The 23,419-nt window shown below is 44.2% G+C and carries 18 protein-coding genes and 1 riboswitch; of the genes, 10 read left to right on the top strand and 8 right to left on the bottom strand.

Annotation, left to right across the window (positions count from 1 at the left end):
• Positions 1-46: 46 nt before the first annotated feature.
• Positions 47-1,477, bottom strand: coding sequence for an MFS transporter (locus tag GQS64_RS04550; RefSeq protein WP_198230749.1), 1,431 nt, complete (start codon positions 1,475-1,477; stop codon positions 47-49).
• Between the two features lie 201 nt (positions 1,478-1,678).
• Between GQS64_RS04550 and GQS64_RS04545 the strand changes: the two genes are divergently transcribed.
• The 9 genes from GQS64_RS04545 (at position 1,679) to GQS64_RS04505 (ending at position 14,800) form a co-directional block, all read left to right on the top strand.
• Positions 1,679-3,394, top strand: coding sequence for a SulP family inorganic anion transporter (locus GQS64_RS04545; RefSeq protein ID WP_198230748.1), 1,716 nt, complete (start codon positions 1,679-1,681; stop codon positions 3,392-3,394).
• Between the two features lie 169 nt (positions 3,395-3,563).
• Complete coding sequence (locus GQS64_RS04540; protein ID WP_198230747.1) at positions 3,564-3,773, top strand: hypothetical protein; 210 nt, start codon at positions 3,564-3,566, stop codon at positions 3,771-3,773.
• Positions 3,774-4,135: 362 nt separating this feature from the next.
• The gene (locus tag GQS64_RS04535; protein WP_198230746.1) at positions 4,136-6,184 is read left to right on the top strand and encodes a hypothetical protein; all 2,049 of its coding nucleotides are present in this window, start codon (positions 4,136-4,138) and stop codon (positions 6,182-6,184) included.
• A gap of 15 nt (positions 6,185-6,199) precedes the next feature.
• On the top strand, positions 6,200-7,897 hold the full coding sequence (locus GQS64_RS04530) for a hypothetical protein (RefSeq protein ID WP_198230745.1): 1,698 nt from the start codon (positions 6,200-6,202) through the stop codon (positions 7,895-7,897).
• Positions 7,898-8,243: 346 nt separating this feature from the next.
• The gene (nhaA, locus tag GQS64_RS04525) at positions 8,244-9,602 is read left to right on the top strand and encodes a Na+/H+ antiporter NhaA (RefSeq protein WP_198230744.1); all 1,359 of its coding nucleotides are present in this window, start codon (positions 8,244-8,246) and stop codon (positions 9,600-9,602) included.
• Between the two features lie 301 nt (positions 9,603-9,903).
• The gene (locus GQS64_RS04520) at positions 9,904-11,139 is read left to right on the top strand and encodes a putative DNA modification/repair radical SAM protein (protein ID WP_198230743.1); all 1,236 of its coding nucleotides are present in this window, start codon (positions 9,904-9,906) and stop codon (positions 11,137-11,139) included.
• Positions 11,136-12,647: a UdgX family uracil-DNA binding protein gene (locus GQS64_RS04515; RefSeq protein ID WP_198230742.1), complete on the top strand. Its 1,512-nt coding sequence runs from the start codon at positions 11,136-11,138 to the stop codon at positions 12,645-12,647. The genes GQS64_RS04520 and GQS64_RS04515 overlap by 4 nt, the downstream gene beginning before the upstream one ends.
• 309 nt (positions 12,648-12,956) lie before the next feature.
• Entirely contained in the window at positions 12,957-13,262 is a 306-nt protein-coding gene (locus tag GQS64_RS04510) for a hypothetical protein (RefSeq protein WP_077991314.1), read from the top strand.
• 629 nt (positions 13,263-13,891) lie between these two features.
• The gene (locus GQS64_RS04505; protein WP_198230741.1) at positions 13,892-14,800 is read left to right on the top strand and encodes an NUDIX hydrolase; all 909 of its coding nucleotides are present in this window, start codon (positions 13,892-13,894) and stop codon (positions 14,798-14,800) included.
• A gap of 278 nt (positions 14,801-15,078) precedes the next feature.
• Here the strand turns inward: GQS64_RS04505 and nrdF are convergent, their stop codons facing one another.
• The 4 genes from nrdF to nrdH all read right to left on the bottom strand — a co-directional run bounded on the left by nrdF (position 15,079) and on the right by nrdH (position 18,844).
• Positions 15,079-16,047, bottom strand: coding sequence for a class 1b ribonucleoside-diphosphate reductase subunit beta (gene nrdF / locus GQS64_RS04500; RefSeq protein WP_077991311.1), 969 nt, complete (start codon positions 16,045-16,047; stop codon positions 15,079-15,081).
• A 13-nt stretch (positions 16,048-16,060) separates the two neighbouring features.
• Positions 16,061-18,142, bottom strand: a complete 2,082-nt coding sequence (gene nrdE / locus GQS64_RS04495; protein WP_246798512.1) for a class 1b ribonucleoside-diphosphate reductase subunit alpha — start codon at positions 18,140-18,142, stop codon at positions 16,061-16,063.
• Between the two features lie 62 nt (positions 18,143-18,204).
• Complete coding sequence (gene nrdI / locus GQS64_RS04490) at positions 18,205-18,621, bottom strand: class Ib ribonucleoside-diphosphate reductase assembly flavoprotein NrdI (RefSeq protein ID WP_198230739.1); 417 nt, start codon at positions 18,619-18,621, stop codon at positions 18,205-18,207.
• 1 nt (position 18,622) lies between these two features.
• Positions 18,623-18,844, bottom strand: a complete 222-nt coding sequence (gene nrdH, locus GQS64_RS04485; RefSeq protein WP_198230738.1) for a glutaredoxin-like protein NrdH — start codon at positions 18,842-18,844, stop codon at positions 18,623-18,625.
• A gap of 230 nt (positions 18,845-19,074) precedes the next feature.
• A riboswitch (cobalamin riboswitch) is annotated at positions 19,075-19,282 on the bottom strand.
• A gap of 226 nt (positions 19,283-19,508) precedes the next feature.
• On the opposite strand from nrdH, the gene GQS64_RS04480 reads away from it, so the two are divergent.
• Positions 19,509-20,723 carry an MFS transporter gene (locus tag GQS64_RS04480; RefSeq protein ID WP_198230737.1) on the top strand — a complete coding sequence of 405 codons (1,215 nt, stop codon included), beginning with the start codon at positions 19,509-19,511 and terminating at the stop codon, positions 20,721-20,723.
• Between the two features lie 49 nt (positions 20,724-20,772).
• Here GQS64_RS04480 and prmC read toward each other — a convergent pair whose 3' ends face one another.
• The 3 genes from prmC to GQS64_RS04465 form a co-directional block, all read right to left on the bottom strand.
• Positions 20,773-21,630: a peptide chain release factor N(5)-glutamine methyltransferase gene (gene prmC, locus GQS64_RS04475; protein ID WP_369805210.1), complete on the bottom strand. Its 858-nt coding sequence runs from the start codon at positions 21,628-21,630 to the stop codon at positions 20,773-20,775.
• A 2-nt stretch (positions 21,631-21,632) separates the two neighbouring features.
• A complete protein-coding gene (prfA, locus tag GQS64_RS04470) occupies positions 21,633-22,712 on the bottom strand; it encodes a peptide chain release factor 1 (RefSeq protein WP_077991296.1) in 1,080 nt (359 codons plus the stop codon).
• A 196-nt stretch (positions 22,713-22,908) separates the two neighbouring features.
• A complete protein-coding gene (locus GQS64_RS04465) occupies positions 22,909-23,325 on the bottom strand; it encodes a Fur family transcriptional regulator (RefSeq protein ID WP_077991294.1) in 417 nt (138 codons plus the stop codon).
• Positions 23,326-23,419: the final 94 nt, after the last annotated feature.

Below are 23,419 nucleotides of genomic sequence, written 5' to 3'. Positions count from 1 at the left end.
TATTTTGCCAGCCTGTTCTGGAAGACGGCTTATGGCTTTTTTAAATCTAGCTCTTCACATGTCCGGCGACAAGATCCCCCGCGTCGCGTTTTAACCGCAACAATCCCCATAATGGCAAGAGACTGATAAAAGCAACGATATAAAGTGCCATTTTGAACGGTTGAAGGGACATCTCGAGTTCGGCGCCGGTTATCGCAACGCCTGCTCGCAAACATATTGCACCCAATGCAATTCCAAGACCGATACCCAATTGAAAAACTGTTGAAAACAGTGTGTTGGCACCGTTCATTTCCTCGCCCGGAATATCGGCAAATGCAATTGCATTCAAAGCTGTGAACTGGATAGACCGGAACACGCCACTTAACGTCAGCACGGCCACTATCAGTGAAACCGGCATATCGCGTGAAAAGGTTCCGCAAAGGGCAAGAAATAACGCATTGAGCAGACAATTGACAACAAGTGTATGTTTGAAACCGAAATAGCGCATAAGGGGCGTTGTAAATGGTTTGACTGCGAGAGTACCGATAAAGATCGGCATTAATAAAAGTCCCGCTCCGGTCGGGGTATATCCCATCGCCAATTGAGCCATCAACGGCAGAATAAAGATGACAGCATTGGTTGTCATCCTGAAACCTGTCCCGCCATAGATCGACACGGCAAATGTTTGATAAGAAAGAGCTTTTAACGAAACCAGCGGTGCCTTGACATGCTTGAGATGGAAAATACTCCACAAAAGCAATGTCACGCCAATAGCAAAACAAGTGATAACAAACGGTGTGAGACCATGGCTATCACCGATTTTTTCTGCGGCAAAAAGAAGCGTCACCAGTCCTATGCCTGTAAGCAGGAACCCCATAAGATCGAAAGATCGCGGTTTTTCACTTTTTTCATCAGGGAAAATTTTCAAACTGAAAAGAAGAATAATAAAACCTAACGGAATATTCAGATAAAAAATAAGGTTCCAGTGGAAATGCTGGGCAATAAAACCACCGAGCGGCGGCCCCAAAATCGGCGCTACCAGCCCTGGCCAGGTGAGCAGTGCAATAGCATCGACAAGCTTGTGCTTCGGGGTTTCGCGCAAAACGACGAGGCGACCGACAGGAACCATGAGTGCACCACCTATGCCTTGCAGGATGCGGGCACAGATGAAAAAAGTCAAACTGGACGATAGTCCGCATAATAAAGACGCAAGCGTAAAGATGAGAACAGCTAATGAAAACATAACGCGCGAACCGAACCGGTCTGTCAGCCAACCACTTGCGGGAATAAAAACGCCAAGTGTCAACATGTAAGCGCTCATGCCGGTGTTGATATTGACCGGATCGGTACGAAAAGTTTCCCCCATTTGCGGCAAAGCTGTTGCAATAACTGTCGCATCAAGATTTTCCATAAAAAATGCAGCAGCTACGAGAATTGCAACCCATCGCGCAAGGCTGACATTTTCCGTGCCAATTTTTTTATCGTATTCTTCTGCCATAGGCATAAAGCTCACTGTTCTATTATTCTTGCTTCGATATTATTGCTGCTGCGATGATAATGAAGAGATAATTATTTTCTACTCCAACAAGCTATAAAATTTATGTGAGAGCGGCTTTATTCTGCTTGAATAAAGTAGATAGACCAGACCATCCATGCTATTAGTCCTGAATTACTTTTCGGGGTTCATTTGTGTTAAATCATGGTGCGATCAAAAACGGCTGTTGACAAAATATCCTTTAGCGAGCTTTTCCAGCCAAAGCTTGTAACAGTCTTACGCGAAGGTTATCATTTTGTTGATTTGCGTGCTGACATTATTGCCGGTCTGACTGTTGCCATCGTTGCCCTGCCGCTTTCAATCGCAATCGCCATCGCATCGGGTGCATCACCGGTACAGGGATTATACACCTCGATAGTGGGGGGATTTTTCATTGCCCTTCTTGGCGGCAGCCGTTTTCAGATCGGTGGTCCCGCCGGTGCCTTTATTATCGTTGTTTCAACGACCGTCGCCGAACACGGCATGGACGGGCTGTTGCTTGCAACATTGATGTCGGGATTGATGCTTATGGTGCTCGGCTATCTCCGACTTGGTACTTATATCAAATTTATTCCCTATCCTGTCACGGTAGGATTTACCGCCGGTATTGCTGTCATTATTTTTTCAAGCCAGCTTATCAATATGCTCGGACTTGAGCTTACCGAAAAAGAGCCGGGACCGATTTTGGAAAAATTGCCGGTTATCTGGAATCATATCGGAACTTGTAGCCTGCTTTCGATCAGTTTTTGTGCAGGAACAATCATATTTATCTCTGTCCTGAAAAAACTGTGTCCGAATTGGCCGGGTATGGTGCTTTCAATCATTATTGGTGGTGCTGTCACAGCCTTTTTCAATCTTGATGTTGTCACTATCGGTTCAAAATTCGGCACAATGCCTTCGACGCTCCCGTCTCCACGATTGCCGGATTTCAGTTTCGAGAAGATTCAAGCTGTTTTTCCGAATGCCATGACATTTACGTTGCTCGGTGCGATTGAATCCCTGTTATCGGCAGTTGTTGCCGACGGTATGACCGGCCGACGGCATCGCTCGAATTGCGAGCTGGTGGCCCAAGGTGTCGGAAATATCGCTTCGGCCTTTTTTACCGGCATTTGTGTGACGGGTGCTATCGCACGCACAGCCACCAATATCCGCGCGGGTGCAAGAAGCCCCGTAGCCGGTATTTTTCACTCGATCTTTCTGCTTTTATTCCTTGTTATATTGGCTCCCCTTGCAAACTTCATTCCATTGGCGTGCCTTGCCGGAATTCTTGCCATTATTTCGTGGAATATGATTGACAAACGTGCCATTCTGCTTCTTCTCAAAGCGTCTGCGGGCGATGCTGTTGTCCTTCTTGTTTCGTTATCATTGACAATATTCCGCAATGTGACTGAAGCCATCATCATCGGCTTTGCTTTGGGCGCATTATTATTTATCCATCGCATGTCGAAAGCTGCAAGCGTTACAACAGACCGGCCGCTGGTTGCCGAAGACATAGCCGACGTTACAAAACAACCGGTTGACAACTACGAAGGCGAAATATCGAAAAATAGCCATACGGTTATCTACCATATTTCCGGTGCATTCTTTTTCGGTGCGGCAGCATCCATCGGTTCTGTTCTTGATCGCATCGGCGACAATTATCGCACGATGATTCTCGATTTTGCCCAAGTGCCTTTTCTCGATGCGACAGGTGCAAATACCATTGAAAGTCTGGCCGAAAAAGCTAAAAAACAGGCCATTACCCTTGTTATTTGCGGAGCTTCCGAACAGGTTCTGAAAGACCTTATTTCACACGGGATCAAGCCACCTTCAGTTCACCTTGAAAAGAATTTGGAGAAAGCGGTAAAAAAATACATTAAACCCGAAGGCGTTATTGCCTGAGCTTCAAAAACATTTGCTGTTTATTCATGCAAAACGTGATGTTTCATTGTTTTTCGCTTGCCTGATAATTGTTTTTATCCGGTGTTCCCGAATAAATCGTATGAATTATGACCAGGGCGGGGGCGAACGTATCAACGAAGTCCATCGCGTTTGGGCCGGTTTTTAACAAGTGGTATTTTTAACAAGTGGCATTGTTGTTGCCGGAAAAATTCCGGTTATTGTGGCAACCCCGATTATTTTTGAATTGCTTGATAAATTGACTTCTCGAAGTTTGGTCAGTCCATTTTCTATAGCAGTCAACGATAACTATTCCTTAGCAAGAAAAGACCAGAACAGAATTACCGCCAGACAAACAGAAAATGTTAAGATATTCGTTTGAATAGGCCTTTTTAAGAACGGTACCTTTATGGTTTATAGCCAAAGAGCAATTAATAAATTTTGTAATTAATCTTCCAATTTGCTGCCAGGAAAATAATTAGTTCTTCGACAATATGTCAAAGAGCTTCGAGGATTAAAGTCTGGCTCTGCAACCGCAGCTTCAAGCCTGAAACCGGTTCAACCATTCAAAATCCATTTCTTAAACTGCAATTGTCGGGCTAAGGTTTTAAAAAAGAACGAGACTCCGGCACTCGCTTATATTAAGGATTGTTCTGCCAGAAAAAAGTCGCGATTGTTTGGCATTAAACGAAATGGGACAAGCCGTATTGCAACAAAACTTTGTGTCAATCGAGGGTGAATTCAATGAGTGAACAGACCGCAGATAAGACTATAAAAAAATCGCCTTGGAAAAAGATCATTACAGGCCTTGTTATTATTGCCCTTATTTGTGGCGGCTTTGTCTTTTATCTTGCACGCTCGGCACAAAAGCATGTTGAAAATTTTCTTAAAGCCAATGGTATCAGTGTCGGTTCACTTGACGTCAATTGGCGGCGTCATTTCACTGCCCATAATGCAAAGGTGAAACTCTCGTCCGAAGAAAGCTTGAACGTCGAAACAATCAATGGTGAGGTCAATTTTTCCGGTAAAACCAGTAAAAATCTGAAACTGGAAAACCTGTCTTATCATTTTGGCAAAACCGAAATCTCGGTTCCCGCGATGAGTGTGCAAAATTTCGCACTTAATGAAAAGACCGGCACCAATAATGGAAATGTCGTTTTTGACGTTACAAATATTGCGGTAAAAAAAATTGTCGCCCCTTCAATGATTGTGACACGCAAAACCGGTAACGGTGGCGAGGCAATGACTTATAATAATGTTGTGTTCAACGATATTGACAAAGGAATTGTCAAAAAATTGACGAGCGATGGTCTTTCGGGCGAAGTCCGTTTGGCCGATGAAAGTGATGATTCTACGATCGATCGTATTATATCGACCAAAACCGGCAAGGCTGAAATTGACAATTTCAATATCGGTTATCTTGTTCGCTATTATAGCGAACCGTCTTCTGCTGGCGAAACAGAAAACCCGTTTAAAGATATAACTGGCAACTGGTCAGTTCAAACTTTGTCAATTGACGACGTTATAGATAACGAGAACGTCGGCAATACAACGATCGAAAAAATTTCCGGAACAAAAATTTCGGTGCGTAGACTGCCATTTTCCCTTTCGGAAATGGTCAAACAGCTTGACAATGCCGATAGCAATAGCAGCATCGGCAAATCTGATGAGGCAAGATTGCTCACCGAGAAACTTGCCATCATCCCGTCTATCGGCTTTGCCGATATACATTTGACCGGACTCGCTATAAAACACCCTGATAGCAGCGCAAATGTTCAAGATAGCTCTTTTACTTACAATAATGGCAAATTCGACATCGCGTTGAAAGGCATCAAAACCATCGACAAAGACAACGAGACAGCAACGCTTGACGATTTTTCAATCTCGCAACTGCGTTTTCCTCATATTAATGACATGCTGACCAAATTGGACAAATTGGACAAAGGCGATTTTGATAGTATCAGCCGTGTTTTCAAAGCTTTTCTTCAAAGTGAGAACCTTCCTTTGATGCCGCAATTCGACACTATTCACCTGTCCGGTTTTTCGTTATTGCCTCCGCCTTCGGAAAACGGCTCTGACAACTCGCCTGTCACATTCAATTCTCTGGACGTGAAAGCGAATTTCAACTTGGGAGCCATTCCGACATCATTGAAAATAGACTGGAAAGGGTTGCAAGGCTCTGCGGCAGATTGGGAAAAGAAATTCCCCATTTTAACCGAGTTAGGCTTTTCTAAAACAACAAACAGTGGATTGCTCAGTCAGCTCGGCTATAAGACAATATCAGAGGATTTTATTTTTGATGGTTCATGGAACGCCGACAATGAAACTCTTGATATTAAGGAGTTGACTATGGATTATCCCGACATAGGACGTTGGTCTCTTAAAGGCTCGTTCGTCAATGTCGATCCGGCATTTTTCTCGGATAATGTTATGACTATTGCCGCGGCAGGTCTTGTCATACATGCAAAGAGCATGGACTTGACCGTAAACGCTGATAATTTTCTTGATCGTTTTGCAAAATTTTATGATGCGAATACCGGCGAAAAATTTGCTGACAAACGCAAGGAGGCGGCTGTCAAAACCAGGTTGGCTGTTGCAATTTTCCTCGGTGCGGAAAATTCACAAAAATTTGGCGAAGCAGTGCAAAACTTTTTAGAAAGCGGTGGAACTTTGAATATCCATGCTAAAGCAAAATCCGGACAAGGTGTCGGATTGGCAGACTTTTTAGCGGCTCGAATTGCGCCGTTGAGCCTGTTCGACAAGATCGACTTGAGCGCAGACGTACAACATTAAGACTGGAAGAAAAGAATGGCCAATTTCGGTGGCTGGTTGATAGCAACACTCAAACGCTGGTTAATTTATATTATCGGAGGCGTGGTCATTCTGGCCATATTGGCTGTCGGCGCTTTTTATATGGCAGCTCCTTACCTCAACAGCTTTGTCAAAGACGAGATGGTAAAACATGGTGTCAAGGCCGATCAATCGGAAGTGACAGTTGCCGGTAATGTCAACCTCAAAAATGTGACACTTCCAGTGCCCGAAGGCGTTACGCTTAAAATCGGTGCCATTTCCGGTCGTCCGCCGGTTGGCTTTGTCCCCGGTTCATTCACGATCTACAATATCGACTTGAAACGAGAGAATATTCACGTCGAAATTCCGGAAGTGACTCTCAGTGGCATAACCCTTAAAGACAAGGATACATCAATCGAATCCCATGTTTTACAAGCCCTGAAGAGGGTTGATGTATCATCCGTTAATGCGCCGAACATAGAAGTATCTCTTGCCAATCCCAACGGCGAGACAGAAAAACTGGACATTAAGGGCTTCTGGCTTTCAAATTTGAAGGCAGGCAATATCGGCTCTGTCGGCATTGACGGCATGAGCACCAATGTCGGTTTGAAAAATTCCGATACAAATAGCGCCGACGGTCTTCGCCTTATCGGCAAAAGCAATGCCATGCGGGCCGATGACATTGATGTCGGTTACGCCTATTCGATCCTCGCCGGAAAGATCAAACCCGACAAAGTGGGGCGGACGGTCTTCGGTCCTGTCGAATTAGGCGATATTGCAATTGATGTGTATGAAGGTACAAACCGCAATGCGCATTTTTCACTCGACAAGTTTAAAACCAACGGCTTGAAGATGCACCCGATGCAGGACGTACCGGAAACTCTGGCACGAACCTATCTTGAAGCCAAGAAGAGCGGGGATGAAAAAAATGAAAAGGCGGCAAGAAACGCGCTGCTTGTAACACTTGTTTCGGCAATAACTGCCATTGATGCTGAAGTTGAAAAAGCTGATATTGATTTGCCGAAAATCAAAGCAAGCCTCAATTCGTTTCAACTTCTACCACGCGAATGGAATCAGCCGGTTCCCGAAAGTCTGCTTGTGTCGCTCAACGGCCTTTCGCTCAACACATCCGAAATGCCGCAAAAAGATTTTGAAATTTTGAGAAATATGGGCTTCAAAACACTGGATCTTTCTGGAAAAATTGATTTTTCTTACAATTCCAGAGGCAAAACGCTTGCTTTGAACGATCTTTCTTTCACTGCTAACGGCATCGGTTCGGGGCAGATGTCGGCAACAATCATCAATGCCGAACCCGCATTGTTTTCCGGCGATAAGGATGCATCCCTTGACGCCGCAAACCGGATTGGCATCACCAAAGCTGATATGCGCTATTCCGATTTCGGCTTCATCGACAAATTGTTTACCTATCTTGCCCAGAACTTGAACGACAATAAGCACGATCTCAAGCAGGAACTTTATGAAGACTTTTATGTCGTAATGACCAAGAGTCCGGCAATGCTTTTGAAAGATCATGATGAAGCACAAAAGATTTCATCTGCTTTCGGTGCTTTCGCTAAAAAACCCGGAACGCTCAAAATATCGCTTGAAGCCAAGGATAATAAGGGGCTAACGGCTACCGATCTTGAAACAGCCTTGCAAAACGATCTTGCAACTGCGCTCAACAAAGTAAACCTTACGGTAAAAAACGAAAACTGAAAGACCTAAGTTCCGTTTTATAAAGGGGACCATATCCCCTTTATAATAATTTCATTCAATAATATTATTCTATATTGAATGATATATTATACTATTATATTTTTGTTTATTTTTTAAATTTTATAAAATTTATTTATATAAAATATTTATTTATAATATACTTAAATAAATCGTTCAAAGAGTGATAACCGGAATTTTATTCTGTTCTGACAAATGTCGGACAAGAAAAAATAGAAAATTGTTATTGTAGTTTTCTGTCATTTTTATATAGTTGCCAACGGGTGTCCGATAAATTGTTTCGGGCAGGTTTCAAGCTGGTCGGGCCGCCAGCACATAGGAACTTGCCATGAATAATATATCCCGCCGCCTGCCTAACCGTGCCTCTGTTATTGCCGAAAAAATATTTTCAGCCTTCCGCAATTTTTTTCATATTGATGCGATGGCGGGCGTTGTTCTCGTTATAGCAACATTTGTCGCTCTTTTGCTTGCCAATTCAACTTATGCGGCCGCGTATCAGGAATTCTGGCAACAAAAAATTTCGATAGAAGCTTTCGGATTTTCCTTTTCCAAAGACCTGCACTTTCTGGTGAATGACGGTTTCATGACGCTTTTTTTCCTTGTTGCAGGCATGGAAATAAGGCGGGAAATTCATGAAGGGGCCTTGAGCGAATTTCGTCTGGCTTTATTGCCCATCGTTGCAGCTATTGGCGGCGTTATAATACCGGCGATCATTTATTTTTCTACCAATCCTATGCCACCAACGAGCCATGGTTGGGCTGTGCCCACTGCAACCGACATAGCCTTTGCAATCGGCATTCTGGCACTTTTGGGAAAATCGGTTCCAACCAATTTAAGAATCGTTTTGCTTGCGCTTGCCACGATAGATGACATTATCGCGATTTTGATTATCGCTATTTTTTATTCCGGCAGTTTTGATCTCGCAGGTCTGCCATTTGCATGTCTGGCAATTATCATCATTGTTTTTTTGCAATGGATAGGAATAAATTCGGCACTGATTTATGTTCTTCCCGTCGGTCTCCTCTGGCTCGGACTTATGATATGCGGAATCCACCCTTCCCTGTCAGGTGTCATAGCGGGATTATTGACACCGGCGCTTGCCCCCCGTTCGCTGATTGCGCCTGTCAACCGAATGTCTTACGCTTTGGAGATATTGAAAAATGAAAACCCCCAAGACAGCGCTTTAAAGCGCCGTTTTGCTCTTCTTGAAATAGGCAAGAGTTTGGCAGCAATTGATGCGCCGGTATCAAGGCTTGTTCACGCGTTCAATCCTTGGGTTTCATTTCTCATTATGCCCCTCTTCGCGCTTGCCAATGCGGGCATCAATATTTCCGATGTCGATTTTGAAAATCATTTTTCCTTTATCATTATGATTGGTATAGGGCTTGGTCTCGTTATAGGTAAACCACTCGGCATTGTACTTTTCAGTTTCATTGCCGTGCGTTTTGGCCTTTGCCGCCTTCCGGCAGGAATAAATTGGCATGGAATGGCTCTCGTAGGATTATTGGGAGGAATTGGCTTTACCATGTCCATTTTTACCGCAACTCTGGCATTTTCCAATCCGGAACAATTGGAAGCGGCGAAACTCGCAATCCTTGGCGGGTCTCTGGTGTCGGCGTTTTTCGGACTGGCTTACGGCTTATCGCAAAAATGGCGCGCAACACATAAACCACGCAAAACCTTATGAAATCTCCTCACCCGAATTATCGCAAGACTATTTGTTTTATGGAAGTTCAGGCGACAGCATTTTTATTCGATAGATTGTTCATTCAGGGCTTATTATTAACGTTCGCTCAAATCATTCGCAGCGGTAACGTTACAAACTGGAACAGAATGGCGAACAATTTGGCGGATTGAACCGGCTTTATCCGACCTGACGCTGATATTAATGCGAATTATTGATGTCAGCTCGTCGCGACTTGCCGTTTTTCATTTACTTCCCGCTTTTCACATCTATATTGGTTAAAAAGAACAAATAGTGAACAAAAATGGTCAAAACGCTTAAACAGAAATTGGCAATTCTGGCTGATGCTGCCAAATATGATGCTTCTTGTGCGTCTAGCGGTTCCACGCGCCCGTCTCCCCAAAAAAACAGTTTGGGGTCAACCGCGAATGCAGGAATTTGTCATTCCTTTACTCCTGACGGCCGTTGTGTTTCGCTGTTAAAAATTCTGCTCACCAATTTTTGCATTTTTGATTGTGCCTATTGTGTCAACCGGTCGTCAAGCAATGTCGAGCGGGCGCGATTTACCACCGACGAAGTGGTGTTTTTGACACTCGAATTTTATCGTAGAAATTATATCGAAGGTTTGTTTCTGTCGTCCGGCATTATTCGATCGGCAGACCAGACTATGGAAGAACTGGTTAAAGTTGCGCGTGATTTGCGCACCATTCACCATTTTGGCGGCTATATCCATTTGAAAACGATTCCGGATGCTTCGGATGCGCTCATCAAGGAAGCGGGGCGTTATGCAGATCGCCTGTCAATCAATGTCGAACTGCCAACAGAAAAAAGCATCAACCGCTTTGCACCGCAAAAAAAGATTCTGACAATCAAACAAGCCATGGCTCATGTGAGAATTGGTATAGAAGCCTCGAAGGATGCGACTTTGCAGACTAAAAAAACGCAACGTTTTGCGCCTGCGGGACAGTCCACGCAAATGATTATCGGTGCCGACGATGCCAATGATGCCACAATCCTGAAATCAAGCGCCGAGCTTTATTCGGGATACCGGCTAAAACGTGTTTATTATTCGGCATTCAGCCCTATTCCGGATGCTTCAAACCTGCTTCCCATCAAACGCCCGCCGCTTTTAAGAGAACACAGGCTTTATCAAGCTGATTGGCTCTATCGTTTTTACGGTTTTTCAATGGAAGAGCTAACCACGAAAGCAAATGGCGGCATGCTCGAACTCGAATTCGACCCCAAACTCGCCTGGGCGTTACAAAACCGCCACCGGTTTCCGGTCGACATCAACAAGGCAGACAAGGAAATGCTGTTGCGAGTGCCCGGTCTTGGGGTACGTAATGTCAAAAGGATATTGGCGGCACGACGATTCAAGCGGCTTGATTTTTCAGATTTGAAAACATTCCATATCAGCCTTGAAAAAATAAAACCTTTTGTCATTGCCGAACGCTGGACACCGAAACACCTTCTCGACAGTTCCCGCCTTGTCGAGCGCTTTCGTGCGCGCGCCACCCAACTTGATCTTTTTTCGACATGAAAACTGTTGTTCTCGAAAATCAGGGAAATTTTGACGAATGGCGAAAACAGGCGCGCCTTCTATTGCAGGAACAAGTATGTCCGGAAAATATTTTTTGGCGCTATAAGTCAAAACCGGCTTTATTCGACGAAACAGATAACTTTTCGCCTTCGGCAAAAAATCCCGACACACGCCAAAAAACGCAAAAGTTTTTTGTACCGAAACAATTCCTTAATCTTGCAAAAAATGTCATCTGCCATGAAAGCGAAGATTCGGCGGCATTGTTATATCGCCTTCTCTATCGCTTGCAGCAGGACAAGACAGTTCTCGAAAAAATTTACGAGAGTGATATTGCAACCGCTTTATCGCGGCAAAAAGCTGTTTGCCACGATATTCACCATATGCATGCGTTTTTACGCTTCAATGAAATTGGAAACATCAATCCCGATAGCTTCAGGCGATGTTTCACGGCATGGTATGAACCACAACATTTCATTGTTTCAGAAGCTACCCCTTTCTTTTGTAAACGTTTTGGCGACATGGATTGGCAAATTCTAACGCCGAAAGGCAGTGCATATTATTGTAATGGCACATTTTTGATTGGCGAACCGGTTCTTAAAAAACCGGAAAGCAAAGATGAACTCGAAGACCTCTGGAAAACCTATTTTGCCAGCATTTTCAATCCGGCAAGGCTGAAAATGAAAACTATGCAAAGCCATATGCCTAAAAAATATTGGGGCAATCTTCCGGAAGCGCAAATGATTGATAGTCTCGTCGGCAATGCCGAAACGCGTATCAGGGGAATGGAGCAACAACCAATTCTACCGCCGCCTCGCTTCCATTCCCGCTTGAGCGGAAAGTTTGGGCAAAATAGCTTTCAAACGAATTTTCAACCTGAAACAACACCGGAAACATTGGATATTCTCGATGAAAGCATCAGACAATGTAGGCGCTGCCCCTTACATTGTTCGGCGACGCAGGCTGTCTGTGGTGAAGGCCCTGAAAATGCTTCTCTTATGATTGTCGGAGAGCAACCGGGCGACCGTGAAGATCTTGTTGGCCGACCGTTTGTGGGGCCGGCAGGGCAAGTATTTGACCAGGCTGCCCGCAAGGTGGGGCTAAAACGGGATGAGGTTTACATGACCAACGCTGTCAAACACTTCAAATATGAACTTAAAGGGCGCAAACGCCTTCATAAAAAAGCCCATCGCACCGAAATCGAACATTGTCGTTGGTGGCTGATGAAAGAAATCGAAATCGTCAAACCGAAGCTCATTGTTGCAATGGGGAGCACAGCCCTGTTTTCACTAACGGGATTAATCGCACCTATAACCCGATATGCAGGCAGACTCATTTCCACTGAAGAAAACATACCCGTTCTTGCAACTGTTCACCCCTCGTATTTACTGCGGATTACTTCCGAACAGTCGAGGAAACAGGAAATAGAAAAATTTGAACAAAGCTTGCGGCTTGTGAGACAAAAAACAGCCCTGAAAAACACGCTTCCAAAAAATGAACTCAAAAAATAAACCGCAAAAATGAACTTTTGGCGGGCCTCGATCACGACCGGATAAAAGCCGCTTGAAGCTACTTCACAAAGCTTGTGATATAATTCGGCTAATATTTCGCAAGGTTGATAATCCGGACATATTAACACACTGTTTTATAACCCCTTTTTAATTATCACGTTTACGTGATCGCGACATTTTAAAGTGATTTGAGATTGTTCCTCGCAATGAAGATATAGGCATTAGAAAGCATGGAAAATAAGTCCAGCTCTATAGAATTTAATGAAAGCCGTTAGCCGCAGCTAAGGGCTCAAAAAGACGGTGAATAAAATGAAAAAATTGATGTTTATTGCGCTTGCAAGTTTATGTGGTGTTAGCAGCGCCTATGCCAGTGGTTATGCTTTTGACGATGGTTCGCCAGTCAATACATATGTTATCGGGGCATCAGCCCAATCTGGTGTCAACCATGGTTATACCGGCAATTCGCGTGCCTATACCCGCGCCAACGGTTTTGGCGACGGTTCGCTTGAAGACAGTTATGTAATTGGCCACGCACCGAAATCCGGCGAGGCCGCCCATGGCGTTTCGGCAACAGAGGCGCATTTCGGCGATGGTTCACCTGTAAATCATCGTTAAACGAAAAAATGGAATCTGTGACTGCAAAAACCGGCTTTCGAGCCGGTTTTGTTATAAATGACTGATTAAGTTTTAAAACAACTGCTTGCACAATTCACACACTATCAAACGGTTCCACTCTCTTGCAAACGGTTTCACTTTTTCCTGATCGTTTTACACTGTGTCAACAGCGTCCAGACTTTTAAATAGTCTGTAACTTTTCACCATTTCGGGTTTCGCGAGAAAAAATTAATTCCGCATTTACTTGTCAGTTAATGATGTTGAAAACCTCTATTATAATTTTCAGACAAGCAATGTCCGGTTTCTTCCTATTTTTGGTTATCAATCGGATTAGAATTGCTTGCGGATGCTTTTACACGAATAAAATTTTTCCGTAAAATCCAAAAAACAAAATACAAAATTCTATAAAACTTCAATTTTCTAACATATATTGCATTTTTTCGGTCAAATTCAGCAATAAATTGTTTTTTGTTCTAGAGTAGTCTTGGCGAGTCAAATCGGCGCTCTATATGCGAAAAAAATTCCCTTCTTACACTAGAAGGGAGTTTTTCCATGAAGAAATGTAAAATCGGCGAATTCCCTCGACTTATATTTCCTTAAACTTTAAACCACAGCAAAATTTTTGAAAAATGACAATCCAAAATAAACACACCGCTCTCTCCAAGATTGAGCTTATCGCCGTTATTGTTGCCGTTACTGATGGACAGCCCAAAGTCATTACTGTAGGACCGGAACAGAAACTTCCCTCTGGACCACTCGAATCCGATCACAAAAGTTTACAATCGACTATTCGCGATTGGGTCAAAAACCGGACAGATTATCCGGTCGATTTTCTTGAACAACTTTATACATTTACCAATCGCAACCGCGCATCGTCGGATGAGCACCCCGATACATTGTCTGTAAGTTATCTGGGATTGGTTCGTGAACACGAAAAAGTTTTACCGAAAGTCGAATGGCATAATTGGTATGAACACTTTCCCTGGGAGGATTGCCGTAACGGAAAACATCCATGCGTTGATGAAATTATTGCCGCACTCTATCAATGGGCCGATAAAGACAAGACAAATTGTGAATTCAAGAAGCGCAGAATTTCTTTTCTTTTCGGATGTGAAGGTTTTTCGTGGAACGAAGATTTCATCCTGCAAAGATATGAGCTTCTTTACGAAGCCGGTTTGATCGCCGAAGCGGGCGGAACGTTATATGCCGGCACGCCGATGTTTGCCGATGACCGACGTATTCTTGCAACCGCTATCGCAAGATTAAGACGCAAAATCAAATATAGAGCTGTTATTTTTGAGCTGCTTCCGGAAAAATTTACTCTGTTACAGTTGCAAAAAACGGTCGAAGCCATCATCGGCATACGCCTTCATAAACCTAATTTCCGGCGCTTGACGGAACATCAGGGCATTATCGAAGAAGTCGGTGAGCGCGAGACACAAACCGGCGGCAGACCTGCCCAACTTTACCGGTACAAGCAGGAAGTCATCGAATCGTGCGTCATCACCCTATCGCGTTTTCCAATAGCCCGTTCGTGAAGTTGAACATAGCTGTTTGCATGAACGGCAATCCTGCCATTATGAGAGAATAATTCCGTGATTGTTCTCTCATAGCAATTGGTTATTTTAGCTTGCCGTTTGCATTCGCTATCAGCATAGCTTTTATTCAACGGGACTGTTAACATAGTTGACATTCAAACGCGTTACATTTCGCCAATACGAATTTTTATTTTTTATTTTATTTGATAATCGTTTTTGTTTTACCGCTGTTGAAAAAGAGGAGAGAAGCATTCTCTCCTCTTTTATGAAATATTTTATCAGAAGTCCCAATCAGCGTCTTCTGTCGCTACCGCTTTACCGATCACATAAGATGATCCGGAGCCTGAAAAGAAATCATGGTTTTCATCTGCATTTGGTGAGAGAGCTGAAAGAATAGCCGGATTGACCTTGCAAATATCGGGAGGAAACAAAGGCTCGAAGCCCAAATTCATCAATGCTTTATTCGCGTTATAATGCAAAAACACCTTCACTTCTTCGCTTAATCCCACCCCGTCATAGAGCTGTTCGGTATATTTTGTTTCTATGTCGTAAAGCTCCATCAAAAGCCCGTAGGCAAAATCTTTCATTTCATTCTGCCCGCTTTGAGAAAGCTTGTCGAAGCCGATTTGAAACTTGTAACCGATATAGTAACCGTGCACTGCTTCGTCACGAATGATAAGCCTGATAAGATCGGCAGTATTGGTAAGTTTTGCCCGACTTGACCAATACATCGGCAGATAAAAGCCGGAATAGAACAAAAAACTTTCCAGAAAAACCGAGGCAATTTTTCGCTTCAGAGCATCATTACCGTTATAATAATCAAGAACGAGCGCCGCCTTTTTCTGGAGAAAAGCATTTTCTTCCGACCAGCGATAGGCTTCGTCGACATCTTTCGTCAGACACAATGTCGAAAAAATCGACGAATAGGAGCGGGCGTGGACTGCTTCCATAAAAGCAATATTGGTAAGCACCGCTTCCTCATGGGGAGTGATCGCATCCGGCAAAAGCGAAATGGCGCCAACAAAATTCTGCATGGTGTCAAGTAACGTAAGGCCGGTGAATACACGGATGGTCAATTGTTGTTCTGCCGGTGTCAAACTTGCCCATGAGGAAACATCATTGGAAAGTGGGACTTTTTCCGGAAGCCAGAAATTTCCTGTCAATCTGTTCCAGACTTCGAGATCTTTTTCGTCTTCGATTTTATTCCAGTTGATCGCTGGAATGGTTTTTAAATGGTTTGTTAGCATCAGAACTTTATCCTTAAAGGCTACAGGAAACACAGGTTTCAACTTCGGTTCCGCTCAATGCCTTTTGGCGTAGCCGCACATAATAGATGGTTTTGAGTTTTTTCTTCCAGGCGTAGATTTGCGCTTTATTAATGTCGCGCGTCGTGGCTGTATCTGGGAAAAACAGTGTTAATGACAAGCCTTGATCGACATGCTGACCGGCTGCTGCATAGGTATCAATGATCTTTTCCGGTCCTATTTCATAAGCATCCTGATAATATTCAAGATTATCATTGGTCATATAAGGTGCCGGATAATAGACACGACCGATCTTGCCTTCTTTGCGTATTTCTATTTTTGCAACAATCGGGTGAATGGATGCTGTGGCATTATTGATATAGGAAATCGAGCCGGTGGGCGGAACCGCCTGTAAATAACGGTTGTAAAGCCCCCATTTTTTTACCGATTGCTCAAGCTCCTGCCAGTCTTTCACAGTGGGAATCGTGAAATGGCGATCGGCAAAAAGCTGTTTGATGCGTTGCGTTTCCGGCTCGAACTTTTGAGTAAGATATTTTTTAAACGCACGCCCATCGGCATAGGCCGATTGTTCAAAACCTTGAAATGTTTTGCCCTTTTCTTTGGCAATAAGGTTCGAGCTTCTCAATGCATGGAAAGCAACTGTATAAAAATAGAGATTGGTAAAATCGAGTGCTTCCGGTGAGCCATAATAAATATGCTCTTTGGCAAGAAAACCATGCAAGTTCATTTGACCGAGGCCGACAGCGTGTGCCTCGCGATTGCCTTTTTCGATTGATGGCACACAAACAATATCGCTCATTTCGGAAACCGCTGTTAAAGCACGAACTGCTGTTTCAACTGTTTTGCCGAAATCGTCGGACTGGAAGGCTTTGGCGATATTAAGCGAACCCAGATTGCATGAAATATCGTTACCAATGTGACGATAGCTCAAATCGGCATTCAATGTGCTCGGCTCATTGACCTGAAGAATTTCGGAGCAAAGATTGCTCATATTGATGCGTCCGGCAATGGGGTTGGCACGATTGACCGCATCTTCAAACACAATATAGGGATAACCCGATTCAAACTGGATTTCGGCCAGAGTTTGGAAAAAATCGCGGGCATTGATTTTTTTCTTGGTTATGCGCGGGTCGTCAACAAATTTGCGATAGTATTCGCTCAAACATATGTCGGATAAGGCTTTACCCGTGACTCTCTCTACATCATAAGGTGAAAAAAGGTACATATCCTCGTTATTGCGTGCAAGCTCGAAAGTAATATCGGGTATGACCACACCAAGCGAGAGTGTTTTGATGCGGATTTTTTCGTCGGCATTTTCCCGCTTGGTATCCAGAAAACGCATAATATCGGGGTGATGGGCACTTAAATAAACTGCCCCTGCTCCCTGCCTTGCACCCAATTGATTGGCGTAAGAAAATGCATCTTCAAGAAGTTTCATGACCGGCACAATGCCGGACGACTGATTTTGTATTTGCTTGATCGGTGCGCCTTGTTCCCTGATATTGGTGAGACACAAAGCAACCCCACCGCCGCGCTTTGAAAGTTGCAAAGAAGAATTGATTGCCCGACCGATCGATTCCATATTGTCTTCAACACGCAGAAGAAAGCAGGAAACAAGTTCGCCGCGTTGTTTTTTACCGGCATTGAGAAATGTCGGCGTTGCCGGTTGAAAGCGACCGGTCATCATTTCGTCGACAAGCCTTTCGCAGAACTTTTTGTCGCCTGTAGCAAGTGTCAACGCCACCATAACGACACGATCTTCGTAACGTTCGAGATATCTTTTCCCGTCGAAAGTCTTGAGCGTGTAGCTCGTATAATATTTGAAGGCGCCAAGAAATGTCGGGAAACGGAATTTGAACGCATAAGCACGTTTGAAAGCTTTTTTGATAAAAGCAAAGTCATAACGGTCGAGAACGGTTTTCTCATAATATCCTTCACGCACGAGATAATCGATCTTTTCTTCAAGATCATGAAAAAACACCGTATTCTGATTGACGTGCTGCAAAAAATATTGCCGTACGGCTTCACGGTCCTTATCGAACTGGATGAGGCCGTTATCGTCAAAAAGATTGAGCATTGCATTCAATGAATGATAATCTTGGGAATGATAATTTTGGGAATGATAATTTTTGTCACTATCTAAAGTGTCTGTTTTTTCTGCGCTATCTGTTTCCATAATTTTCCTAATCCTTGTCTGACAAGGTTCACATCTTCTGTTGTCCCCCTAAGCTCGAAACTATAAAGCCAGGGCACACGACACTTTTGAGAAATGACTTTTCCGGCAAGTGCATAAGCCCAGCCGAAATTACGATTTCCACCGGCAATAACGCCTTTAAGAAATTGCCGGTTTTCACTGTCATTGAGAAAATTGATGACCGTTTTGGGCACTGCCCCGTCGCCTTTGGCACCGGCGTAAGTCGGTACTACAAGAACATAGGGTTCAAGCACTTTCGGAATTGCAGTTTTTTTGAAAAGTCTTAAAGATGGCTCACCGATTTGTTGCACAAAATAATCGGTATTGCCGGTCGCACTCGAATAATAAACAAGGAGTGCCATATCATTCGAGCCCGTTTATTTTATCGGGTTGGAAACCTGCCCAATGGTTGTTTCCGGCAATAACCACCGGCAACATTTTATATCCCAGACTCTCAATATAGGATAAAGCTTCCGCATCTTTGGAAAGATCGACAATATCGTAGGAAATATGTTTGTTATCCAAAGCTTTGTAAGTTGCTTTGCATTGCACGCAAGACGGTTTGCTATAGATTGTAATTTTCATGATTTTCTTTCTTGATTTTGGTCATAGAACCCCGCCTGCTTTCTGTGGACAAAAAGCAGCACAAAGGGCATGTTGATTAATTGCGCGGATAAGGCAGACTTTACCGGATCAAGAAAAATGTTTACGAATCTTGGACATAAAACTTCCTTCCCGAAGTAATAGGGGGCATATGGCTAAGCCAAAATACCGGAAAATTTTGTCCGGAAAGGCCATTACCAGAACACCCCGTCTGTTGACATTCAATCCAAGGCAGGTCTCCTGGCTTATGGCTTGCAACGTCAAAACCACCTTCCCAAGGTAAAACCCCAGTGGCATACGGTTTCGACACACCATTTACAGTTGCGGGGGCAGCTTCGGCTTTTTGAAAAATGACCGAATTCCCTCTTAGCTCCTTCATTCAAACTCGAATCAAGGAGAACCTCGAACACTAGATATAGTATCCGACATAAAATTTGCGTCAATATATTTTAAAAATAACGCGCAATTTTTTGATTTCGACCGTCTGGATTTTTGCAGAAAAATCAGGCAGAATTGCGTTTTAGACAGTCACTTATTTTTGACGCTTCAGTCCTTGGAATTGAATTTAACTTTCAACGATTTTGCATTATTGCTTTCCACCATAATAGCGGAAAAATCGGGGGGAGGTAGATATTCGGAGTTTAAAATGACTACCTCAACAGCCAACGGGGCTGAACCTGGTGTGCAAAGCGGAACCGCTCAATATAAACGTATAAGTGTGGCAATGTTTTTTGCCGGTTTTGCCACCTTCTCTCTTCTTTATTGTGTCCAACCGTTGCTGCCATCCTTGGCAAACCACTATCACATAACGCCAGCGAACAGTTCGCTGGCTCTTTCAATATCAACCGGCTTTCTGGCTTTTTCCATTCTCCTTTCAAGTGCCTTTTCAGAAGCGCTTGGCCGCCGCGGTTTGATGACCGTATCAATGATCGGTGCTTCTATTCTGAACATTGTCGCGGCCTTTGCAACCAATTGGCATTGGCTGCTTGTTGCTCGTGCTTTGGAAGGCATTCTGTTAGGAGGTGTACCGGCGGTTGCTATGGCCTATCTTGCCGAAGAAATCGCACCGCGAGGATTTGGAAAAATTATGGGGCTTTATGTCGGAGGTACGGCGTTCGGCGGCATGATGGGGCGGGTTGGCATGGGAAGCCTGATCGAATGGTTCAATTGGCAATGGGCATTGGCCATTATCGGTATTATCGACCTTGTCGCAGCTATCGCTTTCTATTTTTTATTGCCACCGTCGAAATATTTTGTTCCCGTACACGGCATCAATATCCATCACCATGTGAGAGCCTGGATTGGCCATATCGGTTCGGTACGGTTGCTTTACATCTATTTGTTTATTGCTCTGGTATTCGGTGATTTTGTTGCGATTTTGAACTATACGGGCTTTCGCATGAGCGGAGCACCGTTCTTTCTTAGTCCGACCGAGATCGGCTTCATCTTCCTGAGCTATATTTCAGGTATTATTGTTTCACCGATTGCCGGAAACCTGACCAATAAATACCGGCGGAGTTCGCTACTGTTCATCTCGGTTATCATCCTCGCGGTCGGATTGCTTCTAACCCTGACCAATAGCCTCTTCTGGTTTGTTGCCGGTATTATCTGTATCACCATAGGCTTTTTCTCTGCCCATGCAGTAGCGAGCAGTTGGGTGGGACGCATAGCTATAGGAGCAAAAGGACATGCAACAGCGCTATACCTTTTGTTCTATTATCTCGGTTCGAGCTTTATCGGTGCATTTGGCGGCTGGTTCTGGTTCCACGGCGGCTGGAACATGGTTATCGCTTTCACCGGCTCGCTCGTCATCCTCGAATTTGTATTCTGCTATCTCTTGAGGCGGCGTGAAACAGAATAGAAGTTGCTGTCGCCGGATAATCAATGTCCGGAAGGCTTAAAGCAAGGTTTTAACAAACCGAAAACAACAAGGCGCGCAAAATACCGTTCAAATCTTTGCGCGCTTTGATAAATTCAAAGCCATTTTGCCGAAAAATTGCGATCACATCTTTTTCCTGATCTCTTCCGATCTCGACCGCAACTTTTCCATCAGGATGCAAAAATGGCCGGCTTCCTTCTGCGAGCTTCCGATAAAAATCAAGGCCGTCTTGACCTCCCGCCAAGGCTCGTAACGGATCATATTCCTTCACTTCGATCGCAAGTGAAGAAATTTGGCTTTCCGGAATATAAGGCGGGTTCGATATAATCATATCGAAACGGCCTGAAAGGCTTAAAAACCAATCGCTTTTCAAACATGTGAAACGATCCGATACACCTGCATTTTCAGCATTCAACGTTGCCGTTGTTAAAGCATCATCGGCTATATCGACGGCAGTTGCCTTCAACCCGTCGACATTAGCAAGAAGAGCAATTGCAATAGCGCCTGTTCCTGTCCCCATATCGACAATTTCGGCTTGTCCCCTTCGCAAAACGATTGCGCGAATTTCCGGCAACACCAGATCGACGAGAGCCTCGGTATCGTCTCTCGGCTCCAGCGTATCGACAGATAAATGAAACTCTATTCCATAAAATTCCCGTTTTCCCATAATGCGATAGACAGGTTTTCCCTTCAGCCTTTCGATAATTGCTTCATCAAGTCGTTGCAAAGCTTTCCCCGAAACGGGAAGATCGGGATTGAGAATTTCATCCTTTCGCGTTGTCGATGTAATAAACTCGACCAGAAGACGTGCATCAAGATCGGCATTGTCCAGCTTTTTGTCGCGAAACAGTTTTCGTGTTTTTTTTAAAACGTCGGATAGGCTTGCCATTATCAGCCATTATTGCCAAGTTCTGCAAGAAGTGATGCCTGATGATCGGCAATCAGTGCGTCAATCAGCTCGTCAAGTTCGCCTTCCATGACCCTATCAAGTTTATAGAGTGTAAGATTGATACGGTGGTCGGTCACACGACCTTGCGGAAAGTTATAGGTTCTTATGCGCTCCGAGCGGTCACCGGAACCAACCTGACTTTTACGCGAAGCCGACCGTTCTGTATCGGCTTTTTGCCGTTCCATGTCATAAAGTCGGGCACGCAAAATCTGCATGGCACGCGCACGGTTCTGATGTTGGGATTTTTCGGCCTGCACAACCATTATGCCTGTTGGAAGATGGGTGATGCGCACAGCCGAATCTGTTGTGTTGACGTGCTGACCGCCAGCGCCGGAAGCACGCATTGTATCAATCCTTATATCTTCCGGCCTGATTTCAACATCAATCTCTTCGGCTTCCGGTAAAACCGCAACGGTTGCTGCCGAAGTATGGATGCGCCCGCCCGCTTCTGTTTCCGGAACGCGTTGCACACGATGGACACCGGACTCGAATTTCAGCCGCGAAAACACGCCCTTGCCTGTGACAGAAGCGATAATTTCCTTATATCCGCCAACATCACCTTCGCTTGCCGAAACAACTTCAACTTTCCATCCGTGCAAACTCGCATAACGTTCATACATGCGGAAAAGATCGCCAGCAAAAAGTGCTGCTTCCGAGCCGCCCGTGCCGGCTCTTATTTCCAGAATTGCACTTTTTTCGTCGGCCGCATCTTTCGGTAACAGCTCGATCTGGACATCATGTTCCAGTTTGCCAATTTTATCCCTGATGCTTGGGAGTTCTTCCTCCGCAAGGCTGCGCATTTCCGGATCGGTTGAATGATCCTTCAGCATCGCCTCAAGATCATCGGCTTCATGCTGCGCTTTATTGAGTTCCCTTATCAACCCCACAACAGGTTGCAATTCGGAATATTCCGAAGCAAGTTTTACATAGGTCTCGGCATCCGGATTATTAGCCATTTCGCTTTCAATCATCTCGAAATGTTTTTCGAGTTGATTCATGCGCTCTTGCGGTAGTGAAACCATGTTTAAAAGGCCTGTTTGTTGATATGGGTCATTATTTTTATGGTCATATGCTGTGACCGGTCAAATCTGTGATAATGCAGCAAATGCTGATTGCCAATGCCAAAACGACATTTCTAAAACAGGAATATGCCGGCAAGTCATGATTTGGAATTATTCATGTCAACACGAGAACATGTGTTCCTCGCAAAACGCGGCATTAACGTTTGCGTTTTTTCCCATAAAGCTCGAACCGGTGATGGATAATGTCATAGCCCAGCGAATGGGCAATTTCCTCTTGCAGTTTCTCAATAAGATCGGAGCGAAATTCGATAACATCGCCGGTATCAATATCAATCAGATGGTCGTGATGCTCGCGGTTTTTCTGTTCAAAACGCGATGGTCCGCCTTCAAATTCGTGCCGTTCAATTGCCCCGACTTCCTCCAGAGCTTTCATCGTACGATAAACGGTCGACAATGAAATTGTCGGATCCTTTTCGCTAGCCCGCTTGAACAGCTCGAACGCGTTCGGGTGATCCAGATTATTATTAAGAAGATCAAGAATAATACGTCGTTGCCTTGTTATCCTAAGGCCACTTTTGCGTAATTCTTTTTCATAATCGGGTTTATCTTCCATGATAGCTTCAGAACCGTTAATTTCATTACATGTAAAAGGAAACGGGACTCTTGTTCAAACTTCTACCCCGCACATTATCTTTAAAAAAACAGAT

It is taken from the genome of Bartonella sp. P0282, assembly GCF_048452985.1.
Lineage (GTDB): Bacteria > Pseudomonadota > Alphaproteobacteria > Rhizobiales > Rhizobiaceae > Bartonella > Bartonella choladocola.
Note: the sequence above shows the minus strand (reverse complement) of the source record. Positions and strands in the feature narration are given on the sequence as shown.